The 20,380-nt window shown below is 68.9% G+C and carries 22 protein-coding genes; 12 read left to right on the top strand and 10 right to left on the bottom strand.

What is annotated here, in order from left to right; translation table 11 throughout:
• Window positions 1-50: 50 nt before the first annotated feature.
• A complete protein-coding gene (gene ubiB / locus JCM7685_RS05505; RefSeq protein ID WP_074965889.1) occupies window positions 51-1,586 on the bottom strand; it encodes a 2-polyprenylphenol 6-hydroxylase in 1,536 nt (511 codons plus the stop codon).
• A gap of 2 nt (window positions 1,587-1,588) precedes the next feature.
• A complete protein-coding gene (ubiE, locus tag JCM7685_RS05500; RefSeq protein ID WP_074965888.1) occupies window positions 1,589-2,353 on the bottom strand; it encodes a bifunctional demethylmenaquinone methyltransferase/2-methoxy-6-polyprenyl-1,4-benzoquinol methylase UbiE in 765 nt (254 codons plus the stop codon).
• A gap of 96 nt (window positions 2,354-2,449) precedes the next feature.
• Here ubiE and mutM point away from each other — a divergent pair, with 96 nt between their 5' ends.
• The 6 genes from mutM (at window position 2,450) to recF (ending at window position 8,777) form a co-directional block, all read left to right on the top strand.
• The gene (gene mutM / locus JCM7685_RS05495) at window positions 2,450-3,292 is read left to right on the top strand and encodes a bifunctional DNA-formamidopyrimidine glycosylase/DNA-(apurinic or apyrimidinic site) lyase (protein WP_074965887.1); all 843 of its coding nucleotides are present in this window, start codon (window positions 2,450-2,452) and stop codon (window positions 3,290-3,292) included.
• Between the two features lie 114 nt (window positions 3,293-3,406).
• On the top strand, window positions 3,407-4,183 hold the full coding sequence (locus JCM7685_RS05490) for an enoyl-CoA hydratase (RefSeq protein WP_074965886.1): 777 nt from the start codon (window positions 3,407-3,409) through the stop codon (window positions 4,181-4,183).
• Between the two features lie 147 nt (window positions 4,184-4,330).
• The gene (rpsT, locus tag JCM7685_RS05485) at window positions 4,331-4,600 is read left to right on the top strand and encodes a 30S ribosomal protein S20 (RefSeq protein WP_074965885.1); all 270 of its coding nucleotides are present in this window, start codon (window positions 4,331-4,333) and stop codon (window positions 4,598-4,600) included.
• A gap of 534 nt (window positions 4,601-5,134) precedes the next feature.
• On the top strand, window positions 5,135-6,481 hold the full coding sequence (dnaA, locus tag JCM7685_RS05480; RefSeq protein WP_074965884.1) for a chromosomal replication initiator protein DnaA: 1,347 nt from the start codon (window positions 5,135-5,137) through the stop codon (window positions 6,479-6,481).
• Between the two features lie 101 nt (window positions 6,482-6,582).
• Window positions 6,583-7,701, top strand: coding sequence for a DNA polymerase III subunit beta (dnaN, locus tag JCM7685_RS05475; RefSeq protein ID WP_074965883.1), 1,119 nt, complete (start codon window positions 6,583-6,585; stop codon window positions 7,699-7,701).
• Window positions 7,698-8,777: a DNA replication/repair protein RecF gene (recF, locus tag JCM7685_RS05470; RefSeq protein WP_074965882.1), complete on the top strand. Its 1,080-nt coding sequence runs from the start codon at window positions 7,698-7,700 to the stop codon at window positions 8,775-8,777. Before dnaN ends, recF begins: the two co-directional genes overlap by 4 nt.
• Before the next feature lie 53 nt (window positions 8,778-8,830).
• Here recF and ade read toward each other — a convergent pair whose 3' ends face one another.
• Window positions 8,831-10,612, bottom strand: a complete 1,782-nt coding sequence (gene ade / locus JCM7685_RS05465; protein ID WP_074965881.1) for an adenine deaminase — start codon at window positions 10,610-10,612, stop codon at window positions 8,831-8,833.
• An 84-nt stretch (window positions 10,613-10,696) separates the two neighbouring features.
• On the opposite strand from ade, the gene recO reads away from it, so the two are divergent.
• Window positions 10,697-11,425 carry a DNA repair protein RecO gene (recO, locus tag JCM7685_RS05460; protein ID WP_074965880.1) on the top strand — a complete coding sequence of 243 codons (729 nt, stop codon included), beginning with the start codon at window positions 10,697-10,699 and terminating at the stop codon, window positions 11,423-11,425.
• Here the strand turns inward: recO and JCM7685_RS05455 are convergent.
• The 3 genes from JCM7685_RS05455 to JCM7685_RS05445 form a co-directional block, all read right to left on the bottom strand.
• The gene (locus tag JCM7685_RS05455) at window positions 11,394-11,777 is read right to left on the bottom strand and encodes an META domain-containing protein (RefSeq protein ID WP_074965879.1); all 384 of its coding nucleotides are present in this window, start codon (window positions 11,775-11,777) and stop codon (window positions 11,394-11,396) included. The genes recO and JCM7685_RS05455 overlap by 32 nt on opposite strands.
• A 48-nt stretch (window positions 11,778-11,825) precedes the next feature.
• Complete coding sequence (locus tag JCM7685_RS05450) at window positions 11,826-12,248, bottom strand: META domain-containing protein (RefSeq protein ID WP_074965878.1); 423 nt, start codon at window positions 12,246-12,248, stop codon at window positions 11,826-11,828.
• Between the two features lie 77 nt (window positions 12,249-12,325).
• The gene (locus JCM7685_RS05445; protein WP_074965877.1) at window positions 12,326-13,981 is read right to left on the bottom strand and encodes an acyl-CoA dehydrogenase family protein; all 1,656 of its coding nucleotides are present in this window, start codon (window positions 13,979-13,981) and stop codon (window positions 12,326-12,328) included.
• A gap of 211 nt (window positions 13,982-14,192) precedes the next feature.
• Here JCM7685_RS05445 and JCM7685_RS05440 point away from each other — a divergent pair, with 211 nt between their 5' ends.
• Genes JCM7685_RS05440 through JCM7685_RS05420 form a run of 5 tightly spaced genes read left to right on the top strand, consistent with a single transcriptional unit; the run spans window position 14,193 to window position 18,487 of the window.
• Window positions 14,193-14,966 (top strand): sulfite exporter TauE/SafE family protein, encoded by a 774-nt coding sequence (locus JCM7685_RS05440; protein WP_074965876.1) that lies wholly within the window; start codon window positions 14,193-14,195, stop codon window positions 14,964-14,966.
• 27 nt (window positions 14,967-14,993) lie between these two features.
• On the top strand, window positions 14,994-16,130 hold the full coding sequence (gene dapE, locus JCM7685_RS05435) for a succinyl-diaminopimelate desuccinylase (protein ID WP_074965875.1): 1,137 nt from the start codon (window positions 14,994-14,996) through the stop codon (window positions 16,128-16,130).
• Window positions 16,127-16,543: a GNAT family N-acetyltransferase gene (locus JCM7685_RS05430; protein ID WP_074965874.1), complete on the top strand. Its 417-nt coding sequence runs from the start codon at window positions 16,127-16,129 to the stop codon at window positions 16,541-16,543. Before dapE ends, JCM7685_RS05430 begins: the two co-directional genes overlap by 4 nt.
• Window positions 16,543-17,058 (top strand): hypothetical protein, encoded by a 516-nt coding sequence (locus JCM7685_RS05425; RefSeq protein ID WP_074965873.1) that lies wholly within the window; start codon window positions 16,543-16,545, stop codon window positions 17,056-17,058. Before JCM7685_RS05430 ends, JCM7685_RS05425 begins: the two co-directional genes overlap by 1 nt.
• A gap of 49 nt (window positions 17,059-17,107) precedes the next feature.
• Window positions 17,108-18,487 (top strand): glutamate--cysteine ligase, encoded by a 1,380-nt coding sequence (locus JCM7685_RS05420; RefSeq protein WP_074965872.1) that lies wholly within the window; start codon window positions 17,108-17,110, stop codon window positions 18,485-18,487.
• A 41-nt stretch (window positions 18,488-18,528) separates the two neighbouring features.
• Here JCM7685_RS05420 and JCM7685_RS05415 read toward each other — a convergent pair whose 3' ends face one another.
• The 4 genes from JCM7685_RS05415 to JCM7685_RS05400 form a co-directional block, all read right to left on the bottom strand.
• Window positions 18,529-18,948, bottom strand: coding sequence for a DUF2852 domain-containing protein (locus JCM7685_RS05415; RefSeq protein ID WP_074965871.1), 420 nt, complete (start codon window positions 18,946-18,948; stop codon window positions 18,529-18,531).
• A 99-nt stretch (window positions 18,949-19,047) separates the two neighbouring features.
• Window positions 19,048-19,656, bottom strand: coding sequence for a TetR/AcrR family transcriptional regulator (locus JCM7685_RS05410; RefSeq protein WP_074965870.1), 609 nt, complete (start codon window positions 19,654-19,656; stop codon window positions 19,048-19,050).
• A 9-nt stretch (window positions 19,657-19,665) separates the two neighbouring features.
• Entirely contained in the window at window positions 19,666-19,956 is a 291-nt protein-coding gene (locus JCM7685_RS05405; RefSeq protein WP_074965869.1) for an HPr family phosphocarrier protein, read from the bottom strand.
• On the bottom strand, window positions 19,953-20,378 hold the full coding sequence (locus JCM7685_RS05400; protein WP_074965868.1) for a PTS sugar transporter subunit IIA: 426 nt from the start codon (window positions 20,376-20,378) through the stop codon (window positions 19,953-19,955). The genes JCM7685_RS05405 and JCM7685_RS05400 overlap by 4 nt, the downstream gene beginning before the upstream one ends.
• Between the last annotated feature and the right edge of the window lie 2 nt (window positions 20,379-20,380).

The following is a 20,380-nucleotide window of genomic DNA, read 5'->3' as shown; positions in this document are numbered from 1 at the left end:
CCAGCGTTAGGGCAAAGCCGGGGCGCGCTCAAGCCCCCGGCTGCGACCGTTCAGCCCAGCCAGGCCCCCAGCGCCGCGCCGGCAAGGGCCAGCACGCCGCCCAGCACCATGCCCATCGCCAGCCCCCGGCCCCGGCGGGGCGGCGGCGGCAGGGGTTTCTCGCGCAGCAGTTCGGGCATGCGGCGTTCCAGGAATTCCGGCAGCAGCGGCGCGAAACGCCCCAGCACCTGCACCGCCCGGCCCAGGTCGCGCGCCGCGGCGCGGGGTCCCAGGTTGGCGCGGATGTAGCTTTCGACCACCGGGCGCGCCACCTGCCACATGTTGATCTGCGGGTCCAGCGAGCGCGCCACGCCCTCGACCACCACCATGGTGCGCTGCAAGAGGATCAGCTCGGTCCGCGTCGCCATGCCGAAGCGTTCGGTGACCTCGAAGAGATAGGCCAGCAGGTTCGCCATCGAGATCTGGCTGGCGTCGGCGCCGAAGATCGGCTCGCCCACGGCCCGCAGCGCGCGGGCGAATTCCTTGATGTCGCGGTCGCGGGGGACGTAGCCCGCCTCGAAATGCACCCGCGCCACCCGCTCGTAGTCGCGGCGGATGAAGCCCATCAGGATCTCGGCATAGACCCGGCGGGTGTATTCGTCGATCTCGCCCATGATGCCGAAATCGTAGATGACGATGTCGCCGTCCCGCGTCACCTTCAGGTTGCCCTGGTGCATGTCGGCGTGGAAATAGCCGTCGCGCAGCGCGTGGCGCAGGAACAGCTGCAGCACCCGCGCGCCGATGGCCGGCAGGTCGTGGCCGGCGGCGCGCAGGGCGGCGACGTCGCCCATGGCGATGCCCTCGGCCCAGTCGGTGGTCAGCACCCGGCGCGCGCTGAGATGCCAATGCGGCTTCGGCACCTGCATGCCGGCGTCGCCCGCGGTGTTCTCGGCGAATTCCGAGGCCGAGGCCGCTTCCAGCCGCAGGTCCAGTTCCCCGGTCACCACCGATTCGAAATGCGCCACCACGTCGCGCGGCCGCAGCCGGCGGGTGGCGGGGGACAGCCGCTCGATCATGCCGGCGGCGAAGTGGAAGGCGTCGATGTCGCGGCGGAAGGCGCTCTCGATGCCGGGGCGCAGGACCTTGACCGCGATCTCGGCCCCGTTGTCGATGCGGCGGGCGCGATGGACCTGGGCGATCGAGGCGGCGGCCACGGGATCGCCGAATTCGCTGAACAGCGCGTCCACCGGCCGGCCCAGGTCGGCCTCGATCACGCGGCGGGCCTGGTCCTGCGGAAAGGGCGGCAACCGGTCCTGCAGCATGGACAGCTGGTCGGCCAGGTCCGGCCCCACCACGTCGGGCCGGGTCGAGAGGATCTGGCCGAACTTGATATAGGCCGGACCCAGCGCGGTGATGGCGCGGGTGACCGGCGGCAGCGCCGGGTCGCCCTTGTAGCCCAGCCAGGCAAAGGGCCAGCCCAGGATGCGGGCCGCGACGCGGATGCGGGCCGGCGCCTCGGCCGCGTCCAGGGCCACCTTCATGGCGCCGGTGCGCTCGAAGGTGGCGCCGGTGCGGACCAGCCGCCAGATGTTGTGCGGACCGCGCATCGTTACAGCTTCCAGCCGGAATGCAGCGCGGCGATGCCCATGGACAGGTTGCGCCATTGCACCCGGCCGAAGCCGGCGGCGCGGATCATTTCGGCGAATGTCTCCTGGTCGGGGAAGTTGCGGATCGATTCGACCAGGTATTGATAGCTGTCGCGGTCATTGGCGACGATCTGGCCCATGACCGGGATGACGTTGAAGCTGTAGCGGTCGTAGAGCCATTGCAGCATCGGCACCGGCATCTGGCTGAATTCCAGCACCATCAGCCGGCCGCCGGGCTTGAGCACGCGCCGCGCCTCGGCCAGGGCCTGGGGGATGCGGGTGACGTTGCGGATGCCGAAGCTGATCGTGTAGCGGTCGAAGCTATCGTCGGCGAAGGGCAGCGCCATGGCATCGCCGGTGACCCAAGCCAGGCGGTCGGCCAGCTTGCCGGCCTCGCCGCGCTTGCGGCCCTCGACGAGCATCGACTCGGTCATGTCGCAGACGGTGACGCGGGCGCCCCGGGCGCGTTCCAGGAAGCGGAAGGCGATGTCGCCGGTGCCGCCGGCCACGTCCAACAGGTGCTGGCCGTCGCGCGGCGCCAGCCAGTCCATCATCGCCGTCTTCCAGACCCGGTGGATGCCGACGCTCATCAGGTCGTTCATCACGTCGTAGCGCGAAGCGACGCGGGAGAACACGCCGTGGACCAGCCCGGCCTTGTCCTTCTCGGCCACGGTGCGAAAGCCGAAATGGGTCTCGCCGTTGCTGTTGCCGCGCTGATCCTGGGTCATGTCGCTTGTCCATCCGTCGTTTCGCGCCCAGATAGACCGGATGCGCGGCGCGCGCCAGTTTCGGCGCGGGCGCACCATGCGACGAACGGGAAGAAAATGCCAGAACTGCCAGAAGTCGAAACCGTCCGCCGTGGCCTTCAGCCGCATCTGGAAGGGCGGGTGATCGCCCGGGCCGAGGCCCGCCGCCCGGACCTGCGCTGGCCGCTGCCGCCCGACCTGGTGCAGGTGCTGACCGGAGCGCGGGTCGTCGCCCTGCACCGGCGCTCGAAATACATCCTGGCCGAGCTGGAGGACCGGGGCAGCCTGCTGCTGCATCTGGGCATGTCCGGGCGGATGCTGATCGAGGCGGAGCCGCAGGGCGATTTCCACCGCGACGCGGCGATCCTGCCGCGCCACGACCATGTCGTGTTCTGGAACGATCTGGGCACGCGCATCACCTTCAACGACGCCCGGCGATTCGGCATGGTGGACCTGGTGGCGCCGGGGGCCACGCATCCGCTGCTGGCACATCTGGGGCCCGAGCCGCTGGGCGAAGGTTTCACCGCCGAGGTGCTGGCGCGGGCCCTGGCCGGGCGGCGCAGCCCGGTCAAGGCAGCGCTGCTGGACCAGCGAATCGTCGCGGGCCTGGGCAATATCTATGTCTCGGAGGCGCTGTTCCGGGCCGGCATCGACCCGCGCCGGCCGGCCGGACAGGTGACGGCGGCCGAGATCGCGGGGCTGGTCGGCCGGATCCGCGCCGTGCTGGAGGAGGCCATCGCGGCGGGCGGCTCGTCCCTGCGCGACCACCGCCAGGCGACGGGCGAGCTGGGCTATTTCCAGCATTCGTTCCGGGTCTATGACCGCGAGGGGGCGCCCTGCCCCAACGGCTGCGGCGGCGTGGTGGCGCGGATCGTGCAATCGGGACGGTCGAGCTATTTCTGCCCGCTCTGCCAGAGGTAGAAGCGCCGGCGGCCTCCGGCGGGGATATTTGGACACAAAAGAAGCGCGCTGGCCTTGGGCTCGCGCATTTGTTACGAGTCGCGGTCAGCTTGGTTGCGAAAAGGCGAAAAGACGATGGCTTTCCAGACCCTGACCGTCGAGATCGACGACTATGTGGCCCTGATCCGGCTGAACCGTCCCGAGGCGCTGAACGCGCTGAATTCGCAATTGATGGGCGAGCTGGCGGATGCGGTCACCGAGGCCGACCGCAACGAAAAGGTGCGCTGCATCGTGCTGACCGGCAGCGAAAAGGCCTTTGCCGCCGGCGCCGACATCAAGGAAATGTCGGAAAAGAGCTTCGTCGACGTCTATACCGGCAATATCTTCGGCGAGGAGATCGACCGCATCACCGCCGTGCGCAAGCCGATCATCGCCGCCGTCGCGGGCTATGCGCTGGGGGGCGGCTGCGAGCTGGCCATGGCCTGCGACTTCATCCTCTGCGCCGACAATGCCAAGTTCGGCCAGCCCGAGATCAACCTGGGCGTCATCGCCGGCATCGGCGGCACCCAGCGCCTGACCCGGTTCGTCGGCAAGTCGAAGTCGATGGAGATGCACCTGACCGGCCGCTTCATGGATGCCGCCGAGGCCGAGCGCGCCGGCCTGGTCAGCCGGGTGGTGCCGGCCGCGAAGCTGATCCCCGAGGCCCTCGCCGCCGCGAAGAAGATCGCCGAGAAGAGCCAGATCGCCGTCGCCGCCGCCAAGGAGGCCGTCAACCGCGCCTATGAGACCACGCTGCGCGAAGGCGTGCTGTTCGAGCGTCGCAGCTTCCAGGCGCTCTTTGCCACCGAGGACCAGAAGGAGGGCATGGCCGCCTTCCTGGAAAAGCGCGAGCCGCAGTTCCGCGACCGCTGATTCCGGCTTGGCTTTCGGCCCGGGGCGCTGTATAGGCCCGGGCTTACATGCGCGTGGGCCCGCTTAAGGCAAGAATCATGACCGTTCCCCGGGAACGGCGCCGTGGGGCTTTTGCGTAATCGAGATACGAGAAAAGAGACAGGACCCATGGCCAATACGCCCCAATCCAAGAAACGCGCCCGCCAGATCGAGCGGGTCACCGCCGTCAACAAGGCTCGCCGCTCGCGCATCCGCACCTATCTGCGCAAGGTCGAAGAGGCGCTGGCCTCGGGCGATGCCGCCGCCGCCCGCGCGGCGCTGCAGGCCGCCCAGCCGGAGCTGATGCGCGGCGTCACCAAGGGCGTGGTCCACAAGAACACCGCCGCCCGCAAGATCTCGCGCCTGTCGTCGCGGGTGAAGGCGCTGGCCACGGCCTGAGCACCCGCCGGCCGCCGGCCCAGGGGCTGCGGCATTTGCGCAACTATCGGCTGCACCATTTGGGGCGCGTTCCACCGGAGCGCGCCCGATTTCGTGGGCAGCGTTCAGTTTTTCAGCGATTTTTCAATACTTTGATCTGACGGTGCGGAATGCCGCCGGGTCGCGAGATTCGAAAAGGCAAAGTGACTGTCAAGCGCGAAGATCGGTTGCTGGCCGGCGGCTGTTCTTGCTAGCTTGTTCCCTGCGATTCACTGTCGCGCCTGGGGGACATGCTCAAGCGGTCAGCACGACTGCCAAACCGCAAGAGCGGCAGCAGGGTCAATCAATGATCCGCTACCGAGGATGCACCGGCCGGCTGCCACCGGCCCGCGTGTCATGTCTGGACGTTTCGGCCGCAGGACGGCCCGCGCACCGCCCCCTGGGCGGCGCCGGGTCGCCTGTTGCCGAATTTCGTTCGTCGGGCCGATGTCGAATTGCCCCCTTGCCGGAAGCACCCGGCGGGGATCGGGGACAAGAGACGGACTTGGGCGAGACATGGACAAACTTTGGGGGCAGGCGCGTGAAGAACTTCAGAAAATCGTCGGAGCCGACAGTTTCTCGACCTGGATCGAGCCGCTGCGCCTGACCGGCGTCTCGGACGGCACCGCCACCATCGCCTGCCCCACCCGCTTCCTGTCGGACTGGGTTTCGCGCCATTACAGCGACGACATCCTCAAGGTGCTGGATCGCATGGGCGGCCCGGTGCAGCGGCTGAGCTTCGAGACCCGCAGCCCGACCGCCCGCCAGACCGCCGCGCCCGCCGCCAGGCGCCCCGCCCCTCCGCGTCCCGCCGGCGAGGAGGAGCTGGCCGCGCCGCTGGACAGCCGCTTCACCTTCGAGAATTTCGTCGTCGGCAAGCCGAACGAGCTGGCCCATGCCGCCGCCCGCCGGGTGGCCGAGGGCGGGCCGGTGACCTTCAACCCGCTGTTCCTCTATGGCGGCGTCGGCTTGGGCAAAACCCACCTGATGCATGCCATCGCCCGCGAAATCCAGGCCCGCCAGCCCGAGGCGCGGGTGCTGTATCTGTCGGCCGAGCAGTTCATGTACCGCTTCGTCCAGGCGCTGCGCGACCGCACCGTGATGGATTTCAAGGAACTGTTCCGCACCGTCTCGGTGCTGATGGTCGACGACGTGCAGTTCATCGCCGGCAAGGACAGCACGCAGGAGGAATTCTTCCACACCTTCAACACCCTGGTCGATCAGGGCAAGCAGATCGTCATCTCGGCCGACCGCGCGCCGGGCGAGATCAAGGACATGGAAGAGCGCATCAAGTCCCGCCTGCAATGCGGGTTGGTCGTGGACCTGCACCCGACCGATTACGAGCTGCGCCTGGGCATCCTGCAAAGCAAGACCGACAGCTTCCGCACCCAATATCCCGGGCTGCAGATCGCGCCGGGCGTGCTGGAATTCCTGGCGCATCGCATCACCTCGAATGTCCGGGTGCTGGAGGGCGCGCTGCAGCGGCTCTTCGCCTTCGCCAGCCTGATGGGCCGCGAGATCACCCTGGACATGACCCAGGAATGCCTGGCCGACATCCTGCGCGCCAACGACCGCAAGGTTTCGATCGAGGAGATCCAGAGGAAGGTCGCCGAGCATTACAACATCCGGCTGGCGGACATGATCGGCCCAAAGCGTGTGCGCACCGTCGCCAGACCCCGCCAGATCGCGATGTATCTGGCCAAGCAGATGACCTCTCGTAGCCTGCCCGAGATCGGTCGTCGCTTCGGCGGTCGCGATCACACGACGATCATGCACGGCGTGAAGAAGATCGAGGAACTGCGCGGCGCAGACCGCAGCCTGGCGGAAGACATCGACCTGCTGCGCCGGCTGCTGGAAGCCTGATCATGTGCTTGACCTTGCGCGGGATTGTGCCACATTGGCGCCCCGCGCCGGGGACGCCCGGACAGGTGCGCGCGGCAAGGCCAGAGGAATGAGGGTCGACCATGAAATTTTCGATTGAACGCGCCGATCTGGTGAAGGCGGTGTCCCAGGCCCAGTCCGTCGTCGAGCGCCGCAACACCATCCCGATCCTGGCCAACGTGCTGATCGAGGCCACGCCCGAGGGCGTCAGCCTGCGCGCCACCGACCTAGACACCGAGATCGTGGACCGCGCCAATGCGCAGGTCGAGCGGCCGGGCGCGACCACCGTTTCGGCCTCGATGCTGAACGACATCGCCCGCAAGCTGCCGGACGGGTCGCTGGTGCAGCTCAGCCTCGACGCCGCCTCGCAGCGGCTGGCGGTGCAGGCCGGACGCTCGAACTTCAGCCTGGCGACGCTGCCGCGCGAGGATTTCCCGGTCATGTCCTCGTCGGAATATTCGGCGAATTTCTCGGCCCCGGCGGCAGTGCTGCGGCGGCTGTTCGACAAGTCGAAGTTCGCGATTTCCAACGAGGAAACCCGCTATTACCTGAACGGCGTCTATATGCATGTCGCCCAGGGCGAGGACGGCCCCAGCCTGCGCTGCGTCGCCACCGACGGCCACCGGCTGGCGCGGATCGACGCGCCGCTGCCAGCGGGCGCCGAAGAGATGCCGGGCGTGATCGTGCCGCGCAAGACCGTGGCCGAGCTGCGCAAGCTTCTGGACGACGACGAGGCCGAGATCGCGGTTTCGGTCAGCGAGACCAAGGTGCGTTTCGCCACGCCGACCATCACCCTGACCTCGAAGGTGATCGACGGCACCTTCCCGGATTACAGCCGCGTAATTCCTTCGGGCAACACCCGCAAGCTGGAGGTCGATGCCGGCGATTTCGCCAAGGCGGTGGACCGGGTGGCGACGGTCAGCAGCGAACGCTCGCGCGCCGTCAAGCTGTCGCTCGACGAGGACCGGCTGGTGCTGTCGGTGAACGCCCCCGACGCCGGCGCGGCCGACGAGGAACTGCCCGTGGCCTATGCCGACGAGCCGCTGGAGATCGGCTTCAACGCCAAATACCTGCACGAGATCGCCAGCCAGATCGAGCGCGAGAACGCGGTCTTCCTGTTCAACGGCTCGGGTGACGCAGCGCTGATCCGCGAGGGCGGCGACACCAGCGCGGTCTATGTCGTGATGCCGATGCGCGTGTGACGCTTTTCCGGCTGCACCTGGCCCAGTTCCGCAGCTGGGCCCGGCTCGACATCGACCTGGACCGCCGGCCCGTCGCCATCCACGGGCCGAACGGCGCGGGCAAGACCAATATCCTGGAAGCGATCTCGATGCTGTCGCCCGGGCGCGGAATGCGCGGCGCCGCGCCCGGCGACCAGGCCCGCAAGGGGCCGGAGGTCGGCTGGCAGATCCGCGCCCGGATCGGCGAGCACGAGGTCGCGACCCGCGCCCTGCCCGGCCAGCCGCGCGAGGTGGCGATCGACGACAAGGTCTCGACCCAGATCGCGCTTGGCCGGCTGATGCGGGTGATCTGGCTGGTGCCGGCCATGGACCGGCTGTGGACCGACCCGCCCGAGGCGCGGCGGCGCTTCCTCGACCGGGTGACGCTGAGCTTCGCCCCCGGCCATGCCGAGGACGCGCTGGGTTACGAAAAGGCCATGCGCGAGCGCAACCGGCTGCTCAAGGACGAGATCCGCGACCCCGGCTGGTTTCGCGCGTTGGAAGCGCAGATGGCCGAGATGGGCGCCGCCGTCACCCGCAACCGGCTGGAGGCCATCGCCCGCATCACGGCGGCGCAGGACGGGGCCGGGACCGCCTTCCCCTCGGCCAGCCTAGCGCTGCTGCCGGGCGAGGGGTTCGCGGACGATCCCGACCCCGCGCGCATCGCCGCCCGGCTGGCCGAGGGCCGCCCCCGCGACATGGCCGCCGGCCGCACGCTGACCGGCCCGCATCGCGCCGACCTGGGCGCGCATTGGGGGCCGCAGGCGATGCCCGCCGCACTGTCCTCGACCGGCGAGCAGAAGGCGCTGCTGCTGTCGCTGATCCTCGCCAATGCGCGCGCACTGGCGGGGGAAAGCGTGGTGCTGCTGCTCGATGAGGTGGCGGCGCATCTGGATGCCGACCGCCGAGCCGCGCTTTACGACGAGATCTGCGGCCTGGGCGCGCAGAGCCTGCTGACCGGCACCGGGCCCGAGCTGTTCGAGGCGCTGCGGGACCGGGCGCAGTTCCTGGCGGTCGAGCGGCGGGGCGAGACTTCGACCGTCGCCATGGGTATTTGAGGAGCAAAGCAGCCGGTGGCGCGTCGATCCGGGTCTTTGGGAAACGGTGAAGCTCAGGGATCGAGCATCAGGTCCACCAGTTCGAAGCGGGTGACGTCGACCAGGCCCAGGTCCGAGATGCGCAGTTCCGGGATCACCACCAGCGCCAGCAGCGAGTGCTGCATATAGGCGTTGTTGAGCGTGCAGCCGCAATCCTGCATCGCCTGGACGATGGCCTGGGCGGCCTCGGCAACCTCCTCGGCCGGGCGGTCGGACATCAGCCCGGCGATGGGCAGGGCGACGCTGGCGAGCTCTTCCCCGTCCCGGAAGACGGTGACGCCGCCACCGAGCGCACCAAGGTGGTTCGCGGCCGCGGCCATGGTCTGGCGGTCGGTGCCGACGACGATCATGTGATGGCTGTCATGCGCGACGGTCGAGGCGACCGCGACCCGGCCGCGATAGCCGAAGCCCGAGACGAAGCCGTTGACCACGCCGCCCGTGCCGCGGTGGCGTTCGACCAGCGCGATCTGGCAGGTCTCGCCCTGGCCCTCGATCACGCCGTCGCGGATCGGCAGGGTGGCCTCCAGCGCCCGGGTCGGGGCCTGGTTCTCGACCACGCCGATGACGCGGACGCGGGCGCTGTCGCCGGTGGCGCGGATTTCGAAGTCGCCGGCGGTGAGGGTCTTGCCCAAATGCACCGAGTTGCGGGCCGTCTTTGGCCAGTCGATGCGCGGGCAGTCGGCCAGCAGGCGGCCGTTCTCGGCCACGACCGCGCCTTGCGCGATCACCGTTTCGATGGGCAGGGTCGTGAGGTCGCTGGTCAGGATCAGGTCGGCCCGGCGGCCGGGGGTGATGCTGCCGAGTTCGCGTTCCAGGCCGAAGTGGCTCGCTGTATTGATCGTCGCCATCTGGATCGCCACCAGCGGGTCGCAACCGCAATCGATGGCGTGGCGCACCACCCGGTTCATGTGGCCGTCATGGACCAGCGTGCCGGAATGGCTGTCGTCGGTGCAGAGGATGAAGAAGCGCGGGTCGAGCCCCTTTTCGGTGATTGCGGTGATCTGGCTTGCGACGTCGTACCAGGCCGAGCCCAGCCGCATCATGCAGCCCATGCCCTGGCGGACGCGGGCAATGCCCTGCTCTTCCGAGGTGGTCTCGTGGTCGTCGTTGGCGCCGCCGGCGACATAGGCGTGGAAGGGCCGGCCGAGGTCGGGGCTGGCGTAATGGCCGCCGACGGTCTTGCCCGCCGCGCGGGTCGCGGCGATCTCGGCCAGCATCTGGCGGTCGCCCGCGGCGACGCCGGGGAAATTCATCATCTCGCCCAAGGCCACGATGCCCTCCCAGCCCATGGCCTGGGCCACCTCGCCCTCGGTGATCGGCGCGCCGGTGGTTTCCAGGCCGGGGGCCGAAGGCGCGCAGCTGGGCATCTGGGTGAACATGCTGATGGGCTGGATCAGCGATTCGTCGCGCATCAGCCGCACGCCTTCGAGCCCCAGCACGTTCGCGATCTCGTGCGGGTCGTGGAAGATCGTCGTGGTGCCATGCGGGATCACCGCCGCCGCGAAGCCCGCCGGCGTCAGCATCCCCGATTCGACATGCATATGCGCGTCGATCAGGCCCGGGACCATGAAGCGGCCCGCCGCCTCGATCACCTGCGTATCCGGGCCGATCGCGGGTCCGGCATCGGGGCCGACATAGGCCACGCGACCGTCCGCCACCGCAACGTCGATGCCGGGGATCACCTCGCGCGTGTGGACGTTCACCCATTGCCCGCCCCGGATCACCAGATCGGCCTGGGCGCGACCGGCCGCGACCTCGACCAGGCGGGGCTGGGATTCCGTCCATTGCTTCAGCATCGCTGTCTCCTTGTTCCTGGCCCCCAGATTGCGGCAGGGTAGCGCGGAAGGAAAGGCGGCGCGACGAAGGGGACGGCGAAGCCGATGGAATGGAACGGCGAGGCCAGCGTGATGACCGGCCAGAGGCATGGCGAGAACGCCGTGATCCTGACCGTGCTGACGCGCGAGGCGGGACTGATGCGCGGGCTGGTGCCGGGCGGCGCCAGCGCCAGGCGCGCGGCCATGCTGCAACCGGGCAACCGGGTCAGCCTGCGCTGGCGGGCGCGGTTGGAGGACCAGCTGGGCACCTTTGCGGTCGAGCCGGGCCGGGCGCGGCCGGGGCTGATCGCCGGGGCGAATGCGCTGGCCGGGGTCAATGCGGTGACGGCGCTGCTGGCCTGGGCCCTGCCCGAGCGCGACCCGCATCCGCGGCTGACGGATGCGACCGAGGCGCTGCTGGACCTGATGGATGCCGGCGCCGATTGGTCCGAGGATTATCTGCGCTGGGAAATGCGGCTGCTCGATGAGCTGGGTTTCGGCCTGGACCTGACCCGCTGCGCCGTTACCGGCACGCGCGAGGGGCTGGCCTATGTCAGCCCGCGCTCGGGCCGGGCGGTATCGGCACAGGCGGCGGGCGACTGGGCGCCGCGGCTGTTGCCGCTGCCGGCGATGCTGGGCGGACGCGGCAATGGCGGGCTGACGGATGCCCTGGCGCTGACCGGGCATTTCCTGCACGCCCGGCTGGCCGAGATCCATGCCGGCAGGCCGCTGCCCGCCGCCCGTGCCCGGCTGGTGGCGCGGCTTATGGGGTCACAGCCTTCCAGCGAATGGTGACATCGGGTCCGGTCATGACCAGCGCGTCGCCGTCGCGCCGCGCCTCGCGCACCGCGGCGAGCGCCTGGAAAAAGGCGTGCTCGCCGCCCTCTTGCAGGCAGGCGCGCCGCGTGGTCGCCAGCGCGCCCAGGTCAAGCGCCGGCAGCGTGGCCCGGTTGCGGCCGGTGAAGCTGTTGCAGGGGCCCTGCCCCGAAACCGCGCCGTCCTCGGCGATGCGCAGCGTCGGCACGCCCGAGACCGCGACCCCCTCGACCGCGACCAGCGCGTAATCGCCGGGGATGGCCGCACCGGTCTCGGCTTCCATCACGCAGGCCGCCAAGGCCAGCGGCAGGGCGAGCAGGATTGTCCGCATCGTCCGCTCCTTTGCGAGGGCGCGCGCCCCGCAGGGCGCGCCGCCGGGTCACTTCTCCTTGCGATAGCCCGGCTCGTAGGTCAGGTAGGTCGGGCCCCTGATGGTCAGCACCCCGCCCTCGAAGGCGATGCCGTTGGCGCCCGAGAGCGCCTGGAAGTAGCGCGATTCCAGCTGGCCGGCCTTGCCGGAGCAGGCCATTTCCGTGGTGGTCAGCGCGCCCAGCGCAAAGCCCGGCGGCTCGGCGGTCTGCGGCGCGGAATAATGGTTGCAGGGCGCCTGGCCCGAGATCGAGCCGTCGGCCTCGATGGTCATGCCGACATTGCGCTGCGGCACGGTGTCCGAGCCGATGCCGACAAGCACATAGGGGCCGGTCGGCACGTTCGAGCCGGGGGTCGAGGGCGCGGTCGGCTCGCAGGCGGCAAGGCCGAGCGTGGCGACAATCGCCGCGGAAATCAGGGGGATGCGGGTCATTGGCAGCTCCGTTCTGTTCTGTTGCCGCCATAATGCCTGAACGGCCCCCGCTGTCCAGCAGGGGCCGGAATTTCGTCCTAGTCCAGTAGCCTGCGTGCAATAACCTGGGCTTGGATCTCGGCCGCGCCCTCGAAGATGTTCAGGATGCGGGCGTCGCAAAGCACGCGGCTGATGGTGTATTCCAGCGCGAAGCCGTTGCCGCCGTGGATCTGCAGCGCGTTGTCGGCCGAGGCCCAGGCGACACGTGCGCCCAAGAGCTTGGCCATGCCGGCCTCAAGGTCGCAGCGCCGCCCGTGATCCTTTTCCCAGGCGCTGAAATAGGTCAGCTGACGGGCGATCATGATCTCGACCGCCATCATGGCGAGCTTGTCGGCGACGCGGGGGAACTCGATCAGCGACTTGCCGAACTGCTTGCGGTCGATGGCATAGCGCATGCCGATCTCGGCCGCGCATTGCGCCACGCCGACGGCACGGGCGGCAGTCTGAATCCGTGCCGATTCAAAGGTTTCCATCAGCTGCTTGAAGCCGCGCCCCGGCTCGCCGCCCAGGATGTTCTCGCCCTTCACGCGGAAGCCGTCGAAGCCCAGCTCGTATTCCTTCATGCCGCGATAGCCCAGGACCTCGATCTCGCCGCCGGTCATGCCGGGGGTCGGGAAGGGGTCGTCGTCGGCGCCCGGGGTCTTTTCGGCCAGAAACATCGACAGCCCGCGCCAGTCGGTGCTGTTCGGGTCGGTGCGCGCCAGCAGCGTCATCACATGGGTGCGCTGCGCATGGGTGATCCAGGTCTTGTTGCCGGTGACAACCCAGTCGTCGCCGTCCTTCACCGCGCGGGTGCGCAGGGACCCGAGGTCGCTGCCGGTGTTCGGCTCGGTAAAGACCGCCGTCGACAGAATTTCTCCCGAGGCCAGCGCCGGCAGCCATTTCGCCTTCTGCGCATCGGTGCCGCCGCAGAGAATCAGTTCGGCCGCGATCTCGGAACGGGTACCCAGCGAGCCGACGCCGATATAGCCGCGCGACAGCTCTTCGGTCACCACCACCATCGAGGCCTTGGACAGGCCGAGCCCGCCGTATTCCTCGGGAATGGTCAGGCCGAAGACGCCGAGTTCCGCCAGCTCCTCGATGATCTCCATCGGGATCAGTTCATCCTTCAGGTGCCACTCATGCGCATTCGGGATGACGCGATCCTCGGCATAGCGGCGGAACTGGTCGCGGATCATCTCCAGATCCTCGTCCAGGCCCGAGGCGCCGAAGGTGGCGCGGCCGTGGTTGTCCTGCATCAGCCGCACCAGCTCGGCCCGGGCGGCAGGGGTGTTGCCGCGCATCAGCGCCCGCGCCTCGTCCCCCGGTGTCCAGTCGAGGCCGAGATCCGAAAGCCGGGCGAATTCGGTCTGGCTCATCGGGATGCCGCCGGCGATCTGGGTCAGGTATTCGCCCAGGCCGATCTGCAGGATCAGCGCCTCGGCCCGGCCGAGGGTGCCGGCCTCGGACAGGCGGCTGGCCCAGGCGGCCAGCTGGCGGATCGATTCGACATAGGTGGTCAGCCAGGACAGGGCATGGGCGGCGTGCTGGTGTTCCTCCAGCAGGTCCGCCTGCGGCTTGCCGGCGGGGGCGACCAACGCGCGCAGGGCCTCGGTCGCGCGGGATTGCAGGGCCTGAAGCTCGGTCACGGTCTTGGCGGCAAGCTCCAGCAGGGCGGCGGGCGTGTCGGCTGGCATCGCGGGCATGTCCTTCATGGCGGAATCCTTTTGCGGCGTCGCGGCATGACTAGCCGTTTCGCAACCGCAGCGCAACTATCATGCGCACCGCAGCACCGCAACGAACGAAAATGACCCGCCCGCCTCGGACCTTCTTTGCTGGCCCAAGACCCCGGGGGGAACGCCGCAGGCGTGGGGGCAGAGGCCCCGACCCGCTTGCATCCGCCGCCCCCTGCATTATGGCTGCCTCATGTTCGGACTGGACCCTTTCCACCTGGCGCTTGCCATCGCCATCACGCTGTTTTCCGGCTTTGTGAAGGGCGCCATCGGCTTTGCCATGCCGATGATCATGCTTTCCGCGCTGGGATCGTTCCTGCCGGCGCAGCAGGCGGTGGCGGCGGTGATCCTGCCGGTGCTGCTGACCAACATCCGCCAGGCGCTGCGCCAGGGCTGGCGGCCGGCGGCGCAGGCGACCTGGGCCTATCGCTGGCATATCGGCATGGTGGTGCTGTTCATCCCGGTCAGCGCCTTTTTCGCGACCCGGGTGCCGCAATGGCTGATGTACGCGCTGATCGGCGTGCCGATCACGCTTTACGCGGGCTGGCAGCTGGCCGGCCGCAGCCTGGCACTGCCGATCCACCACCGCCGCCGGGCCGAGATCGTCACCGGCATCATCGGCGGACTGGTCGGCGGCATCTCGGGGATCTGGGGGCCGCCGCTGATCGTGCTGCTGCTGTCGCTGCATGCGCCCAAGGCCGAACAGATGCGGGTGCAGGGCGTGGTGTTCTTCATCGGCGCCGTGGTGCTGACGGCGGCGCATCTGCAATCGGGGCTGCTGAACGCGCAGACGCTGCCGTTTTCGGCCGCGCTGGTGGTCCCGGCGATCGTCGGCATGGGGCTGGGCTATCTGGCACATGACCGGCTGGACGTGACACAGTTCCGGCGCTGGACGCTGGTCCTGCTGGTGCTGACCGGGCTGAACCTGGTCCGCCGGGCGCTGGAACTGCTGGGGCTGCCGGTGTAACCCTGCCGCCAAGACAGGAGAGTGCCGATGCCAGACCCCGCCCGACTGACCGCCGACCTGATCCGCTGCCCCTCGGTCACGCCCGAGGAGGGCGGCGCGCTGGAGCTGCTGGCGCGCGTGCTGGGCGAGGCCGGTTTCGAATGCCGCCGCGTCGACCGCAACGGCGTGCCGAACCTGTTTGCCCGCTGGGGGGCCAGGGGCGTGCGGACCTTCGGCTTCAACGGCCATACCGACGTGGTGCCGCCGGGCGACCCGGCCAGCTGGACGCACCCGCCGTTTTCCGGGGCCGAGATCGACGGCTGGATCTGGGGCCGGGGGGCCACCGACATGAAATCCGGCGTCGCGGCCTTCGTCGCCGCCGCCATCGGCTTCGTGACCGAGACCCCGCCGGACGGCGCCGTGATCCTGGCCATCACCGGCGACGAAGAGGGGCCCGGCCGCGACGGCACGCTGGCGCTCTTGGACTGGATGGCCGCCAATGGCGAGCGCATGGACGTCTGCATCGTCGGCGAGCCCTCGAACCCCGACCGCATGGGCGAGATGATCAAGATCGGCCGCCGCGGCTCGATGACCCTTCACATCGAGGCGCATGGCAAGCAGGGCCATGCCGCCTATCCGCATCGCGCCAGGAACCCGGTCCACGCCCTGCTCGGGCTGCTGCACGACCTGACCAGCCAGCCGCTGGACCGGGGCACGGCGCATTTCGACCCCTCGGGCCTGCAGGTCACGACCGTCGACGTCGGCAACCCGGCCTCGAACGTGATCCCGGAAAAGGCGCGGGCGGTGGTGAATATCCGCTTCAACGACGCGCATAGCGCGGCCAGCCTCGATGCGATGATCCGCACCAAGGCCGAGGCGATCACCCAAGCGACCGGTGTCGGCTTCGGCATCGCGACCGATGTCTCGGGCGAAAGCTTCCTGACCGCGCCCGGCCCCTTCGTCGAGCTGGTCGCAGGCGTGGTGCGCGCGGAAACCGGGCTCGACCCGGTGCTCTCGACCTCGGGCGGCACCTCGGATGCGCGTTTCGTCAAGGATCACTGCCCGGTGCTTGAATTCGGCCTGGTCGGCCATTTCATGCATCAGGTGGACGAGCGCGTCCCGGCCGAGCAGGTGCGCCAGCTGTCGCGCATCTATCGCCGCATCCTGGAGCAGTATTTCGCATGATCGAGGAAACCGCTGACCTGGACACCTGCCGCGCCATCCGCCGCGCGGTCTTCATCGTCGAACAGGCCGTGCCCGAGGCCGAGGAATGGGACGGCCGCGACGGCGACGCGATCCACCTGCTGGCCCGCGACGCAACCGGCGCGGCCATCGGCACCGCCCGCATCCTGACCGAAGGGCAGACCGGCAAGATCGGCCGCGTCGCCGTGCTGGCATCGGCGCGCGGCACCGGGGCGGGCGCGGCGCTGATCCGCGCGGCGCTGGACCGGCTGCGCGCCATGCCCGGCATCAGCCGCGCCAAGCTGGGCGCGCAGACCCATGCCATCGGGTTCTACGAAAAGCTGGGCTTTGCCGCCTATGGCCCGGAATATGACGATGCCGGCATCCCGCATCGCGACATGGCGCTGGAATTCTGATGATCCGCCCGGAGCTGGCCGAAAAGCTGCGCCCCTGGGCCGAGACCGGCGCGGCGCTGGCGGCGACAGGCTTCGGGCTCTGGGTCTTCTGGCTGGGCGGCTGGGTGTTCTGGCCGCTGGGCGGGCTGATCGCCGCCGCCTCGGCCGCCTGGGCGCTGGATGCGCGCCGGCGGATGCGCTTTCTCCATGACGGCCTGGGCCCCGGCATGGTCGAACTGGACGAGGGCGCGATTCGCTACCTGTCGCCGAACCGGCTGCTGGGCGGCGAGATCGGCCTGCGCGAGCTGACCGAGATCCGGCTGATGCGCCTGAACGGCCGCAGCCACTGGCGGCTGAAAAGCGGCGCGGGCGAGGCGCTGCTGATTCCCGTCGATGCGCGCGGCGCGGAATTCCTGGCCGGCGCCTTCGCCACCCTGCCCGGCATCGACATGGGCCGCGTGGCCGCCGCGCTTGCGCCCGAGGCCCCGACGATTCAGACCGTTTGGACCAGGCCCGCGCGCGCCCGCTTGACTTGAGCCGCCTGCCTTGCCACCTGTGACGGGCAAGGCAGAAGAAAGGCCACCGATGTCCATTCCCCAACAGGGCGGCGGCCCGATCGAGCGTCCCGAACAGCTGGCCGAATACCTCGCCTCGGGCGAGAAGCCGCGCGAGGCGTGGCGCATCGGCACCGAGCACGAGAAATTCGGCTATCGCCATGCCGACCTGATGCCCCTGCCCTATGAGGCGCCCGCCGGTCAGCCCTCGGTCAAGGCCATGCTGGAAGGCCTGCGCGACCGCTTCGGCTGGACCCCGGTGCTGGAGGCCGGCCATATCATCGGGCTGGAGCGCGACGGCGCCAATGTCAGCCTGGAGCCGGGCGGGCAGCTTGAACTCTCGGGCGCGCCGCTTGAGACCATCCACCAGACCTGCGACGAGGTGAACAGCCACCTTTCCGAGGTGCGCGAGATCGCCGACAAGCTGGGCGCCGGCTTCATCGGCCTGGGCGCGGCGCCGATCTGGACGCAGGACCAGATGCCGATGATGCCGAAGGGCCGCTATCGGCTGATGACCGACTACATGGGCCGCGTCGGCACGCTGGGCACGCAGATGATGTATCGCACCTGCACCGTGCAGGTGAACCTGGACTTCGCCAGCGAAGCCGACATGGTGAAGAAGCTGCGCGTCGCGCTGGCCCTGCAGCCGGTTGCCAATGCGCTGTTCGCGAATTCGCCCTTCCTGGACGGCAAGCCGAACGGCTGGAAAAGCTGGCGCGCGCATATCTGGCAGAACCTCGACGCGGCGCGGACCGGCATGCTGCCCTTCGCCTTCGAGGACGGCATGGGCTATGAGCGTTGGGTCGACTACGTGCTCGATGTGCCGATGTATTTCGTCTATCGCGACGGCAAATACATCGACGCGCTGGGACAGAGCTTCCGCGATTTCCTGAAGGGCAAGCTGCCGGCGCTGCCGGGCGAGGTGCCGACGCTGTCCGACTGGGCCGACCACCTGACCACGGTCTTCCCCGAGGCGCGGGTCAAGAAATTCATCGAGATGCGCGGCGCCGACGGCGGGCCTTGGCGGCGGCTCTGCGCCCTGCCCGCCTTCTGGGTCGGGCTGGTCTATGACGACGCGGCGCTGGACGCGGCCTGGGATCTGGTCAAGGGCTGGGACGCCGAGACCCGCGAAAGCTGGCGGCGCGAGGCCGGGCTCAAGGCGCTGGACGGCGTGGTCGGCGGCACCCGGATGCGTGACCTGGCGCGCGAGGTGCTGGCGATTTCCGAAGCCGGGCTCAAGGCCCGCGCGCGGCCCGGCGCCGGCGGGCTGGTCCCGGACGAGACACATTTCCTGAACGCGCTCAAGGAAAGCGTCGACACCGGCAAGGTGCCGGCCGACGAGATGCTGGAGAAATATCACGGCGAATGGCAGGGCGACCTGTCGCGGATCTACGCCGAATATTCCTATTGAAACGCAAAGGGCCGGAGCGATCCCCGGCCCTTTTCCCGATGTCAGTTCTGGGTGGCGGGCGGCTGGTTGCGGCCGGCCATGAACTGGTCGAACTCGGCCTTGTCCTTGGCCTCGCGCAGCTTCTGCAGGAAGTCCAGGAACTCCCGGTGCTCGTCCTCGAGCCGCTTCAGCGTTTCCTCGCGATAGGCGTCGAAGGCGTAGTTGCCGGTCGGCTGCGCGAAATCGCGCCCGAAGCCGCGGCGGTGCTGATGATGATGGCGGTGGCGGCAGGAAAACATGCGTTTGCTCCAGATCATGTAGCCGAGGATGGCCAGGCCCAGCGGCCAGCAGGCGACGAAGCCCAGGATCATGGCGACGATCCAGGCCCCTTTTCCGCGCTCGTCCAGCCAGTCCCGGATGCCGGCCAGTGCCGCGCCGATCCGGTCGAAGGCGGAGGGGCGCGGGGCGATGTCAGTGTTCATTGCGGTCCCTTTCCGATGTGAATGTTAATCACATTTACATAAATGGCACCGCTGTCGCCAGGTTCAAGATCCGCAGGGCGAAAAATTCGTGCGAAAGAATCAGTCGGGGATGACGCCCAGCCCGCGCAGATAGATCAGCGCGCCGCTTTCCAGCATGTCCGCGGGGGCGATGGGCGAGCGCGCGCCCGGCTTGCCGCGGCCGAAAAGCTCGACCACGCCATGGCTCAGGGCCCAGATGTGGTCCGCGATCATGCCGGCCGGCGGCTGCGGCCCCGGGCGGTTGACGAAAAGCGAGGCGGCGCCGCGCACCAGCACGCCGCGCGCGCGTTCCGAGGCCAGCTGCAGCCCGGAATTGCCGGCGATCGAGATGCCGGATTCGAACATGGCGATGTAAAAGCCGCGCCGCTCGGCGGCAAAGATCAGATATTCCTGGCCCATGCGCAGGAAGGCGGTCAGCGGCTGCGGGCGCCCTTCGTCGAAGGCGGCTTCCAGCCGGTCGGCGAATTCCTGGAACCCCTGGCGCGCGACCTCCTCCAGTAATTCCTCGCGGCCGGCGAAATGGCGATAGGGCGCGGCGGCGCTGACGCCGGCCAGCCGCGCGGCCTCGGCCAGGGTAAAGGCCTGCGGGCCGCTGTCCTCGATCAGCTTGACCGTGGCCTCGACCAGCGCCTGGCGCAGGTTGCCGTGATGATAGGAGGAACGGGCCATGACCGGCCCTTACATGCCTTCGCCGAAGTAGTCTCCGACAAGGGCGGTCAGGGCCTCGGCCAGTTCGCTGGCCTCGGCGCCGCGCGTGGTGACGCGGATGGTGCTGCCGCGCGGCGCGGTCAGCATCAGAAGCCCCATGATCGAATCGCCCGACACGCTCATCCCGTCCTTTTCGACGGTGGCCTTGGCATCGAAACGCTCGACCGTCTCGACGAATTTGGCGCTGGCCCGCGCATGCAGACCCTTTTCGTTGATGATCGCCAGTTCGCGGGTGACGGCCCCGTTGGTCATCTCATTCATGAAGCGGCACGGTTCGGGATGGGAAGCACATCGGCGGGCAGGACATCATAGCTGTTGATGTACTTGCGGCCGGCGTCCTTGGCCAGCGTTACCGCATCGGCGACCGGCAATTTGCGCGACTTGGCCAGCTTGACCAGCATCGGCAGGTTCGCCCCGTAGAGAATCGAGCGGTTGCGGGCCGAACAGGCCATCAGCGACAGGTTCGAGGGCGAGCCGCCGAACAGGTCCGTCACCACCACCACGCCGTCGCCCGTATCCACCGAATCGGCGGCGGAACAGATTTCGGCCTGTTTCTGGCCGCGATCGTGGTTCTCCTCGATCGTTACGGCACGGATGCCGGTCTGAGGCCCGACCACATGTTCGACGGCCGAGAGATATTCCCGGGCCAGCCCGCCATGTGCCACGATGACAATCCCGATCAATT

This window comes from Paracoccus aminovorans, from assembly GCF_900005615.1.
GTDB classification, from domain to species: domain Bacteria; phylum Pseudomonadota; class Alphaproteobacteria; order Rhodobacterales; family Rhodobacteraceae; genus Paracoccus; species Paracoccus aminovorans.
Note: the sequence above shows the minus strand (reverse complement) of the source record. Positions and strands in the feature narration are given on the sequence as shown.

Coding starts and splice junctions, on each gene's coding strand:
- ubiB (WP_074965889.1), bottom strand. CDS start 1,586: ATGCGCGGTCCGCACAACATCTGGCGGCTGGTCCGCACCGGCGCCACC.
- ubiE (WP_074965888.1), bottom strand. CDS start 2,353: ATGACCCAGGATCAGCGCGGCAACAGCAACGGCGAGACCCATTTCGGC.
- mutM (WP_074965887.1), top strand. CDS start 2,450: ATGCCAGAACTGCCAGAAGTCGAAACCGTCCGCCGTGGCCTTCAGCCG.
- JCM7685_RS05490 (WP_074965886.1), top strand. CDS start 3,407: ATGGCTTTCCAGACCCTGACCGTCGAGATCGACGACTATGTGGCCCTG.
- rpsT (WP_074965885.1), top strand. CDS start 4,331: ATGGCCAATACGCCCCAATCCAAGAAACGCGCCCGCCAGATCGAGCGG.
- dnaA (WP_074965884.1), top strand. CDS start 5,135: ATGGACAAACTTTGGGGGCAGGCGCGTGAAGAACTTCAGAAAATCGTC.
- dnaN (WP_074965883.1), top strand. CDS start 6,583: ATGAAATTTTCGATTGAACGCGCCGATCTGGTGAAGGCGGTGTCCCAG.
- ade (WP_074965881.1), bottom strand. CDS start 10,612: ATGCTGAAGCAATGGACGGAATCCCAGCCCCGCCTGGTCGAGGTCGCG.
- recO (WP_074965880.1), top strand. CDS start 10,697: ATGGAATGGAACGGCGAGGCCAGCGTGATGACCGGCCAGAGGCATGGC.
- JCM7685_RS05455 (WP_074965879.1), bottom strand. CDS start 11,777: ATGCGGACAATCCTGCTCGCCCTGCCGCTGGCCTTGGCGGCCTGCGTG.
- JCM7685_RS05450 (WP_074965878.1), bottom strand. CDS start 12,248: ATGACCCGCATCCCCCTGATTTCCGCGGCGATTGTCGCCACGCTCGGC.
- JCM7685_RS05445 (WP_074965877.1), bottom strand. CDS start 13,981: ATGAAGGACATGCCCGCGATGCCAGCCGACACGCCCGCCGCCCTGCTG.
- JCM7685_RS05440 (WP_074965876.1), top strand. CDS start 14,193: ATGTTCGGACTGGACCCTTTCCACCTGGCGCTTGCCATCGCCATCACG.
- dapE (WP_074965875.1), top strand. CDS start 14,994: ATGCCAGACCCCGCCCGACTGACCGCCGACCTGATCCGCTGCCCCTCG.
- JCM7685_RS05430 (WP_074965874.1), top strand. CDS start 16,127: ATGATCGAGGAAACCGCTGACCTGGACACCTGCCGCGCCATCCGCCGC.
- JCM7685_RS05425 (WP_074965873.1), top strand. CDS start 16,543: ATGATCCGCCCGGAGCTGGCCGAAAAGCTGCGCCCCTGGGCCGAGACC.
- JCM7685_RS05420 (WP_074965872.1), top strand. CDS start 17,108: ATGTCCATTCCCCAACAGGGCGGCGGCCCGATCGAGCGTCCCGAACAG.
- JCM7685_RS05415 (WP_074965871.1), bottom strand. CDS start 18,948: ATGAACACTGACATCGCCCCGCGCCCCTCCGCCTTCGACCGGATCGGC.
- JCM7685_RS05410 (WP_074965870.1), bottom strand. CDS start 19,656: ATGGCCCGTTCCTCCTATCATCACGGCAACCTGCGCCAGGCGCTGGTC.
- JCM7685_RS05405 (WP_074965869.1), bottom strand. CDS start 19,956: ATGAATGAGATGACCAACGGGGCCGTCACCCGCGAACTGGCGATCATC.